Raw genomic sequence first — 9538 nt, 5'->3', positions numbered from 1 at the left:
ACACCTTCGCCGAGCAGAAGCTGCAACTGCTGCTGAACCTTGGCAACTACGCAATGCTCGGCGACGACGAGTTGTACATCGCCGCGTACCTTGGCTCGCTGAAGATGGCTTTCTTCAGCACGCTGTTGTGCCTGCTGATCGGCTACCCGATGGCCTACGCCATCGCCAGCGCCCGTAAAGAGCTGCAGACGGTGCTGGTGCTGCTGATCATGATGCCGACCTGGACCGCGATCCTGATCCGTGTGTATGCGTGGATGGGCATTCTCAGCAACAACGGCCTGCTCAACGGCTTCCTGATGAGCATGGGCTTCATCGACGAGCCGCTGCAGATCCTCAACACCAACCTCGCGGTGTACATCGGCGTCGTCTACTCGTACCTGCCGTTCATGATCCTGCCGCTGTACGCCAACCTGGTGAAGCACGATCACAGCTTGCTGGAGGCCGCTGCCGACCTCGGTTCGAGCACCTTCAACAGCTTCTGGAAAATCACCATTCCACTGTCCAAGAACGGGATCATTGCCGGCTGCATGCTGGTGTTCATCCCGGTGGTCGGTGAGTTCGTGATCCCGGAACTGCTCGGCGGCCCGGAAACCCTGATGATCGGTAAAGTGCTCTGGCAAGAGTTCTTCAACAACCGTGACTGGCCGGTGGCGTCCGCCCTGGCGGTGGTGATGCTGGCGATCCTGATTGTGCCGATCATCCTGTTCAACCGCAGTCAGGCCAAGGAAATGGAGGGTAAAGAATGAAGCGCTTCCGTTTCTCCAGCCTGATGCTGGTTCTGGGTCTGTTGTTCATCTACCTGCCGATGCTGATCCTGGTGATCTACTCATTCAACGCCTCGAAACTGGTGACGGTATGGGGCGGCTGGTCGATCAAGTGGTACGTCGGTCTGCTCGACAACACGCAACTGATGGGCTCGGTGGTGCGCTCGCTGGAAATCGCCTGCTACACCGCGGTTGCCGCGGTGGCGCTGGGCACCCTCGCCGCGTTCGTCCTGACCCGCATCACCCACTTCAAGGGCCGCACGCTGTTCGGTGGCCTGGTCACCGCGCCGCTGGTGATGCCTGAAGTGATCACCGGTCTGTCGCTGTTGCTGCTGTTCGTGGCCATGGCGCAGATGATCGGCTGGCCGCAGGAACGTGGCATTGTCACCATCTGGATCGCCCACACCACGTTCTGTGCAGCGTATGTGGCGGTGGTGGTGTCGGCGCGTCTGCGTGAGCTGGACCTGTCGATCGAAGAGGCAGCCATGGACCTCGGTGCGCGGCCGTGGAAGGTGTTCTTCCTGATCACCATCCCGATGATCGCGCCTTCGCTGGCAGCGGGCGGCATGATGTCGTTCGCGCTGTCGCTGGACGATCTGGTACTGGCGAGCTTCGTCTCCGGCCCGGGTTCGACGACGCTGCCGATGGAAGTGTTCTCGGCGGTGCGTCTGGGCGTGAAGCCGGAGATCAATGCCGTGGCCAGCCTGATTTTGCTGGCGGTATCGCTGGTGACCTTCCTGGTGTGGTTCTTCAGCCGTCGCGCCGAAGAAGCGCGCAAGAAAGCCATCCAGCAAGCCATCGAAGAAGGCGCCGCCGATTCGTGGAAACAACCGGACGTGCGCCGCGCGCCTGCGCCGGAAGCGGCCTGACGGGCAAAAAGATCGCAGCCTGCGGCAGCTCCTACAGTGGATGCAATCTCTGTAGGAGCTGCCGCAGGCTGCGATCTTTTGCTTTTGGAACTCAGGAAATCCAAGGGGATGTACGGATGACCTCGACAAAGTTCATCGGCTTGAACCCCGGCTCCTGATCCACCAGTACATCGGTCTTCACATTGCCGAACGTGGTCTGCGGACGATGGCGCAAGCCGTCGGCAAACGCGCAGATGATGCATTCCTTGAAACCTTCCCCGCGTGGATGCGCATGCACCACCGCCTCGCGCTGGGTGCTGCTGAACGCCGCATAATCCATGCCCAGCACGTCCATCTCGACACCCGCCGTCACCAGCGCCACAGTCGGCCGCAGATGTTTGGGCACGCCCGGCGTGGTGTGCAGGGCAATCGACAGCCAGACCTGTTCGACGTCGTCATCGCTCAGCCCGTATGGTTTGAGAAACGCCGCTGCCGCGTTGGCGCCATCCACTTCGAAACGCTCGTCATCACTGCGATAACCCTCGACCAGTCCGAGGTCGTGGAACATCGCGCCGACATACAGCAGCTCCGGGTTGTAGGTCAGTTGTTGGCGTTCGCCGCTCAGCGCACCGAACAGAAACACCCGGCGCGAGTGGTGATAGAGCAGGTCGGATTCGATGTCGCGAATGTACTCGGTGGTGGCCCGGGCGAGGGCGCTGTCGGGGATTTTGATGCCGGCAATGGTCGTGCTCATAAGGTGTTTCCTCGTCGAAAACGCCGTCGTGGCGCTGATGGACAAAGTCTGTTCCCCGAGGCACTGCACGGACAATCAACCCATGGCTGCGATCCTTGCCAATCGACCTGCAAATCGTGCCAACTCACTTAAAACAGCAGACACCGAACCTGTGGCGAGGGGATTCATCCCCGATGGGCTGCGCAGCAGTTCCAAAACCTGCTATTTCGGCGAATCAGGTAAACCGCGCAGTGAGGATCTACGACTGCTGCGCAGCCGATCGGGGATGAATCCCCTCGCCACAAAGATCCCCAAGGAGGCTTATGAACAAAACCATCGCCATCGTGGTGTTCCCCGGCGTGCAGGCGCTGGATGTCAGCGGGCCGATGGATGTGTTCGCCGAGGCCAATCGTTTTCTGCCCCCCGAGGATCACTATCGGCTGGAGGTGATCGGCGTCGAACGCGGGCCGATGGCTTGCTCCAATGGCTTGAACCTCAGCGCTCACCGGCATTTCAGCGAGGCGCTTGACGCCTGGGACTTGCTGCTCGTCGCTGGTGGCCCGCAGTTACCGTTTCTGGATTTCGGCAAAGGCTTCGACACCTGGCTGCGCGAGGCCAGTGCCCGTGCGCGGCGTTTTGGCTCGATCTGCAACGGCGCGTTCATGCTGGCGCGGGCGGGGCTGCTGGACGGGCGAACGGTGACCACCCACTGGAACGATGCCCAAGCGTTGGCGCAATTGTGTCCATCGGCGCGGGTCGAAGCCGATCGCCTGTATGTCGAGGACGGTGCGCTCTATACCTCGGCCGGGGTTACGGCGGGGATCGATCTGTCCTTGTACCTGTTGGCCCGCGATCACGGCGCTGACGTGGCGCTGAGCGTGGCCAAACGGCTGGTGGTGTTCACCCAGCGCTCGGGCGGGCAGTCGCAGTTCAGCCCGTTCCTCACGCCGCATGCGGAGCCGACCTCGGCGGTGGCAATGGTGCAGTTGTATGTGCTGGCCAATCTCACCGGCGACCTGACGATTGCCGACTTGGCAAATGCGGCGAACATGAGCGCGCGCAATTTTTCCCGGGTGTTTGCCCGCGAGGCCCGGGTCACCCCGGCAGAGTTCGTCGAAAGTGCGCGAGTCGATGCGGCACGGGTGCTGCTCGAAAGCACCACGGCGCCGCTGAAGACTGTGGCTTATCAGTGCGGGTTTCGCGATGCGCAGCACATGCGCAGTGTGTTCAATCGCCGGTTGGGGGTGACGCCGCAGCAGTTCCGGCTGAATTTTGCCGGGCTGCTCTGAAGGCCTTGGATGTTCTTCAGGGCCCCATCGCTGGCAAGCCCGCTCCCACAGGTTTCTCGGGTGTTCACATAATCTGTGTTCACTGAAAATCCTGTGGGAGCTGGCTTGCCAGCGATGGGGCCAGACCAGCCAGCACAAATCTATTGCGCAGCTCGCGCTGGCAACAGTTTCAACGTACTGCGGGTATTGGCCGTCACCTCTTCCTCGCTGAAGTGCGCCTGCACGTACATTCCCTCGATGTACTCTTCGGCCTGATCGTCATAGTGGCTGTCGAACGGCACACCGCTCTGGCCGACCGGGTTGATGGTCAGGCTGTGCGCCGGGTCGGCGAAGTCCACCAGACGCCGCGTCGAAGGCCCATAAGTCACTGGCCATGGCGCCGGGCCGAGTTTGGCCGAAAGGTTGTTCGGCACTTCGTGGCTGCCCGGTGCAGCGAACGGCCCGACATTGACGATCCGGTCCAGCGGCTTCTGCTGACCCAGCGGATGACCGTGGGTCAGGGTGTGCGCCGTGCCCCATTGCCAGTCCGACGGATTGTCGCCGAGGGTCTGTTTCAGGTGCGCGATGCTCACCTGCCACGCCGCTTTGACGATGTCGGCGCGGGTCTCCTTGTTCGGCGTGTTGCGGTTGTCCCACCACGGCGAATCGGCGCTCGCCGCCAGGCGCGGCAGCGCGGCATCGATCACCCGGGTCGATAGCAGCGTCTCGAAGAAATCGTTGCCCAACTCATCGCGCATCGCCGCATCAGCGAGGTCGTAGAGGAACTGGTTGAACACGGTGGCGCTCACCGAATCCAGCGGATAGTCGCCCGGCCACTGCGCCAGTTGCTCGACCAGTTTCAGTTGCGCCGGATCGCTCACCACTTCACGCAGCACCGGCAGCAATGGCGCCAGGGTGCGCGGGCCGTAGGCGGTGGTGGTGCCCAGTTGCAGCTTCTGGTTGGCTTCGTTGCTCCATTTCACGCTCTTGTCACTGAGCTGGCGATTGAGCTGCTGGCCGCGATCGGCGAGGTTGTAGTAACCGGGAATCTCCATCCCGGTTGGAGAAAGCGGCTGGAAGTTGGCCGAGACGATGTAGCCGCGCGCCGGATTTTCCTCCTGCGGGTTGGCGCTGAACAGGTAGTAGCCATCCTTGTCCGCCTGATTGCTGCTGCCGTCGAGAATGAACTCCGGTTTGACCCCGGCCGGGCGTTTGGGCAACAGCGCCGAAGCCCACCAGGCGATGTCACCCTTGGCGTTGGCGTAAACGATGTTCAGCCCCGGCGCCTGCACCTTCGCCGCTGCGGCGCGGGCCTTGGCCAGGGTGTCGGCGCGGTTGAGCTGGTAGAAACCTTCGAGGATCGGGTTCGGCGTTTCGAGGAATGCCCACCACATGGCGATCGGTGTCTTGCCGGCGGCAGTGCCGAGGGCGTCGTTGACGATCGGGCCGTGGGGCGACTGGCGCAAGGTCAGCGTCACCGGCGCCTAGCCCTTCACCGCGATCTGCTGCTCGGAGCTGAGCAGATCGGTCCACTGGCCGTGGTACCAGACTTGATTCGGGTTGTCCGGGTTGACCTTCTCGGCGATCAGATCCAGATCGTCGTTCTGGAACATGGTCAGGCTCCAGCCGAAATCCAGGTTGTGCCCCAGGAACGCGAACGGCACCAGCGCCTGATGATGGCCGTAAAGCTCAAACCCCGGCGCCGACAGTTGTGCTTCGTACCACACCGAAGGCACCGAGAAACGAATGTGCGGGTCGCCGGCCAGCAGCGGTTTGCCGCTCTGGCTGCGACTGCCGGCAATCACCCAGGCATTGCTGCCTTCGAATTGCGGCAGGCCGTTTTCAACCAGCGCCTGCTCGCTGAGGCGGGCGAGAGCGTTGAGGTCTTTCCAGTCGTCGGCGGCAAGGGTCGGCGTCTTCTTGGCGTGACCTTTGGCGAGCACGCCTTGGGGCTGCCAGTCGAGGTCGAAGACGTTGAGGTAATCGGCGCCGAGTTGGTCGCGCACGTAGGTCAGCAACGGTTCGGTGCGAAACGCGGCGGCGAAGCTGTAGGCCATGTAACCGGCGACGCTGATGCTGTCCTCTGCCGTAAACGGCCGCTTGGGGATGCCCAGCACGTCGAACTCGATCGGCGCCGCGTGGCTGTCCTGATACTGATTGATGCCGTCCAGATAGGCTTGCAGGGCCTTCCACGCCGGTGACTGCTTATCGAGACTGGCGACATAACGGGCGGCGCGTTCGCGGATGCGCAGGCTGCGGAACAGTTTGTCAGTGTCGAGCAGCTTCGGCCCGAGCACTTCGGCCAGTTCGCCACGCGCGAGGCGGCGCATGGCTTCCATCTGGAACAGGCGATCTTGAGCGTGCACGTAGCCGAGGGCGCGATACAGATCGGTTTCGTTCTCGGCACGAATATGCGGCACCCCGCGTTCGTCGTAACGCACCGTCACCGAACCTTGCAGGTTGCGCAGTTCCACCTGGCCCTGACGCGTCGGTTGCTTGCTGTAGAGATAGGCGCCGACGCTGGCGAGCAGGACAACGATGAGCAAGGCAAGAACGGTGAAGACGCGTTTCATGGTGACTCCTTGTGCATGCGGGATTGCCGCCCGTCGGGCTGCAAACAATTAGCACAGACCTTCCGTGCCGTGCATCGCTGTCCTCGAAAAGTCCGGAATGCCTTACTGCACCCTCACCGGCCAAGGGCAATAACACCCGACCGCCAGGGTGTGCGTGGCGTTGACCGGTCGATCATCCATCAGCGCGTTGAGGATCGGTTCAATAAAGCTGTTGCTGGAGTTGCAGGTCAGGCCTTCGCTGTAGGGGCCGAAATACGCCAGTTTGCCGCTGCGGTCCCAGATCGCCACGGCGGGGCTGGCCGGTACCTGATCGGAACCGGGCAACACCGTGATGTGTTTCAGATTGCTCAGGGTCGCGGGCAACTGGCCGTGGCTGCCAGCCTTTTGCACGGCGAAGAATTCCACGCCGCGCGGGCCGAACTGCTCGACCATTTCCGTCAGGTGCTGTTGATTACCGACGTTGCACGGGCAGGCCGGATCCCAGAAGTGCACGAGACGGATTTTGCCGGGCCCGGCCAGTTCATCCGGCAGACGCAGCGAATCACCGGAAAACACCGCGGTGTGCTGACTGAACGCACGCAGATAACGCCCCTGAAACCAGTCGTACGCCGCCCACAGTACCCCGGCACACACAAGCGCGAGCAGGCTGGCAAACAGTGCGGTGCGGTAGGGCGAGCGCATGGTTTTTCGATCCTCGAAGGGGGGCTAGCTTGCCATGCTTGCCGCAACAGATGAATATCGCAGGCCGATAAAGTCTGTTTACCGCTTTGGAATACCCGCATGCCTGACACTTTCGATGCCGATCATTTACGCGCCAGCCTCAAGCCTTTGGCCCAGTGGCAGCCGTTGTCGGACGAGGCGAAGGTGTATCAGCGGTTTTATAAAACCGATTTCCCCGAGCGCGATGTCTGGCGCGGCATGGGCCGGTTCGAAGTGGACGGGTATGAGCTGGTCAGCCATTGCTGGTGGCCGGAGAAGGTCAAGGGCACGCTGTTTCTGCTGCACGGTTTTTACGATCACACCGGGCTGTACCGGCATGTCATCGAGTGGGCACTGGATCAGGATTTTGCTGTTATCGCCTGCGACTTGCCGGGGCATGGTCTGTCGAGTGGGCCGCGGGCGAGCATCCGTGATTTCTCTGAATATCAGGACGCCTTGCAGGCGCTGTTCGCCGAAGCCGCTTCGATTGCCTTGCCGCAACCCTGGCACCTGTGCGGACAAAGCACCGGCGGCGCGATCGTCGTCGACCATGTACTCAATCATGGCGAGGGCAGCCCGGCGCAAGGTCATTTGATTCTGTTGGCGCCGCTGGTGCGTCCGCGCGCCTGGGGCTGGTCGCAGCTCAGTTATTACCTGCTCAGGCCTTTCGTGCGAGGCATCGCCCGGCGCTTCAGCGAGAACTCCAACGACCCGGATTTCCTGCCGTTTCTGCAGGCCGATCCGTTACAGCCCAAACGCTTGCCGACCGCGTGGGTCGGTGCGCTGTCGCGCTGGATCATCCGCGTCGAGCACGCGAAAAAAAGTCCGCGACGGCCGCTGATCATTCAAGGGCAGGCGGACATGACCGTGGACTGGCAGCACAACTTGCAGGTGCTGAAGTGGAAATTCGACCGGCCGCAGATTCTGTTGCTGCCAGAGGCGCGGCATCATCTGGCGAATGAGACGCTGGAGATGCGCGAGGAGTATTTCGAGTTTCTGAACAAGCGGATCAGGGGGCGGAATCTCTAGGGGAGTTGCTGGCCTCATCGCTGGCAAGCCAGCTCCCACAGGTTTTCCGGCGTTCACAAACTCTGTATTAGATGAAAGTCCTTGTGGGAGCTGGCTTGCCAGCGATGGCGGTCTGAAAGGTGATAAAGCTTACTGGCCAAGGTTCGAAGTGCTTTGCCCCACCGCCAACCCGGCCCGGATCGCTGCGAGCGCCGCCTGGTAATACGCCTTGCCCTCGCTGGACTCGGCAAAGGTCGCGAACTGCTCCAGTTCGTCGTCCGACAGATCGCGATAAACGTAGAGCAGCGTGTTGTTCAAATCGGCACCGATCTGCTCCATCAGGCGCTGGCGCTGACCGTTCAGCATGCCTTGCGCCTGACCGTCGCCGAGCAGGCCGGGAATCATCGAACTCAAGCTGTCCGCCGCCACGCCGGCAATCGCCAGGCTGACTTCGGCGCCGGCCTCGCGCGCCGGCAGCGCTTGCGCCAGATGGCCGATGATCAGCAGACGGCTGTCGCTGACCTGCATCTTCGGCAAGCCTTTGGCGTTCTTCGCCAGTTGATCGCGACGGGTGGCGAGCAATTCAGCGGCGACGATTTTCTTGCCCAGCGGCGATTGAAAAAAGGTCAGCGCCGGTTGTGGATCGGCAAGGTGCTGGCGCAGCTGCGCTTCGGCACGCTGATCCATGGCCTTGGGGGCGAAGCGCTGGTTGCTGTTATTGACCAGAGCCTGGAACACCGCCGGTGGCAGGTTGTTCTGGTAGCGCTGCTGCGCGGCGCTCAGGGCATCGTTGAAATGCGCACGTTGATCTGGCCAGCCGGCGATCTTGTACAGCTGATCGTGGCCGTCCGCCCAGGCGGGCAAAACGCAGAACATCAACAGTGAAAAAAGCAAACGGCGCATAGGGACTCCTGTCAGCAGCGGACTATTCTCCGTGCGGTGCCGGTACTTGTCGAGAATTCGTATCAAGCCGCCGCGTGGCTCTGTCGGATTTCCTGCCGCCGGCATACTATGCGCGCCATGCAAATATCCTCTGAACACCCGCTGCTGTTACGTATCGTCGACGACCTGGCCGAGCATGGCTGGTCGCAGCAGAACATTTTCCTGCCCGCGGGTTTGACCCGTGAGCTGGCGGCCGAGTGCCGCAAACGTGAGGCCGAGGGCGAACTGGCGCCGGCAGCGGTAGGCCGTGGGCCGTTTTCGGAGATTCGCGAGGGCATTCGTGGCGACCACATCCAGTGGATCGACCCGGGCCAGGCGGAAGCCAGCGACCGTTATCTGAATCTGATGGAGAGTCTGCGCGAGGCGCTCAATCGCGGGTTGTTCCTCGGGCTTGAGGATTTCGAGTGCCACTTCGCCCTGTATCCGCCGGGCGCGTTCTACCGCAAGCACGTCGACCGTTTTCGCGACGATGACCGGCGCATGGTCTCGGCGGTGGTCTACCTCAATGACGCCTGGCTGCCGGAAGACGGCGGTCAGTTGCGCATGTACCTGAGCGAAGACCGGGTGCATGACGTGCAACCCACCGGCGGCTGCCTGGTGGTGTTCCTCTCTGGCGAAGTGCCGCATGAAGTGTTGCCGGCGCATCGCGAGCGCCTGTCGCTGACCGGCTGGTTTCGTCGTCGTGGCAACGAGCCGTTCTGAG

At 62.0% G+C, this 9538-nt stretch carries 8 protein-coding genes and 1 pseudogene; 5 read left to right on the top strand and 4 right to left on the bottom strand.

The genetic code is table 11. The features are described from left to right. On the top strand, nucleotides 1–746 hold a 746-nt coding region (locus L6D63_RS16690), incomplete at its 5' end, for an ABC transporter permease subunit (RefSeq protein ID WP_236170357.1). After that, nucleotides 743–1633, top strand: a complete 891-nt coding sequence (locus tag L6D63_RS16685) for an ABC transporter permease subunit (RefSeq protein ID WP_041072127.1) — start codon at nucleotides 743–745, stop codon at nucleotides 1631–1633. The genes L6D63_RS16690 and L6D63_RS16685, both read left to right, overlap by 4 nt. Nucleotides 1634–1724: 91 nt before the next feature. Here the strand turns inward: L6D63_RS16685 and L6D63_RS16680 are convergent, their stop codons facing one another. Beyond that, the gene (locus tag L6D63_RS16680) at nucleotides 1725–2366 is read right to left on the bottom strand and encodes an HD domain-containing protein (protein WP_095668068.1); all 642 of its coding nucleotides are present in this window, start codon (nucleotides 2364–2366) and stop codon (nucleotides 1725–1727) included. A 302-nt stretch (nucleotides 2367–2668) separates the two neighbouring features. Between L6D63_RS16680 and L6D63_RS16675 the strand changes: the two genes are divergently transcribed. Then, nucleotides 2669–3634 carry a GlxA family transcriptional regulator gene (locus L6D63_RS16675; protein WP_131670647.1) on the top strand — a complete coding sequence of 322 codons (966 nt, stop codon included), beginning with the start codon at nucleotides 2669–2671 and terminating at the stop codon, nucleotides 3632–3634. A 140-nt stretch (nucleotides 3635–3774) separates the two neighbouring features. Here the strand turns inward: L6D63_RS16675 and L6D63_RS16670 are convergent. Both L6D63_RS16670 and L6D63_RS16665 read right to left on the bottom strand, forming a co-directional pair. Then, a pseudogene (locus L6D63_RS16670) lies at nucleotides 3775–6186 on the bottom strand (penicillin acylase family protein). 102 nt (nucleotides 6187–6288) lie between these two features. Further along, the gene (locus L6D63_RS16665; protein WP_131670646.1) at nucleotides 6289–6867 is read right to left on the bottom strand and encodes a DUF6436 domain-containing protein; all 579 of its coding nucleotides are present in this window, start codon (nucleotides 6865–6867) and stop codon (nucleotides 6289–6291) included. 99 nt (nucleotides 6868–6966) lie between these two features. Between L6D63_RS16665 and bipL the strand changes: the two genes are divergently transcribed. Next, the gene (gene bipL / locus L6D63_RS16660) at nucleotides 6967–7914 is read left to right on the top strand and encodes a phospholipase BipL (RefSeq protein WP_047297190.1); all 948 of its coding nucleotides are present in this window, start codon (nucleotides 6967–6969) and stop codon (nucleotides 7912–7914) included. Between the two features lie 129 nt (nucleotides 7915–8043). Here bipL and L6D63_RS16655 read toward each other — a convergent pair whose 3' ends face one another. Continuing rightward, nucleotides 8044–8796 (bottom strand): DUF2059 domain-containing protein, encoded by a 753-nt coding sequence (locus L6D63_RS16655; protein WP_131670645.1) that lies wholly within the window; start codon nucleotides 8794–8796, stop codon nucleotides 8044–8046. 108 nt (nucleotides 8797–8904) lie between these two features. Between L6D63_RS16655 and L6D63_RS16650 the strand changes: the two genes are divergently transcribed. Next, a complete protein-coding gene (locus tag L6D63_RS16650) occupies nucleotides 8905–9537 on the top strand; it encodes a 2OG-Fe(II) oxygenase (RefSeq protein WP_047297188.1) in 633 nt (210 codons plus the stop codon). Nucleotide 9538 lies beyond the last annotated feature (1 nt).

The organism is Pseudomonas parakoreensis (genome assembly GCF_021602155.1).
In the GTDB taxonomy this organism is placed as follows: domain Bacteria; phylum Pseudomonadota; class Gammaproteobacteria; order Pseudomonadales; family Pseudomonadaceae; genus Aquipseudomonas; species Aquipseudomonas parakoreensis.
The sequence above is the reverse complement of the archived record's forward strand: the minus strand, read 5'-3'. Positions and strand labels throughout refer to the sequence as shown.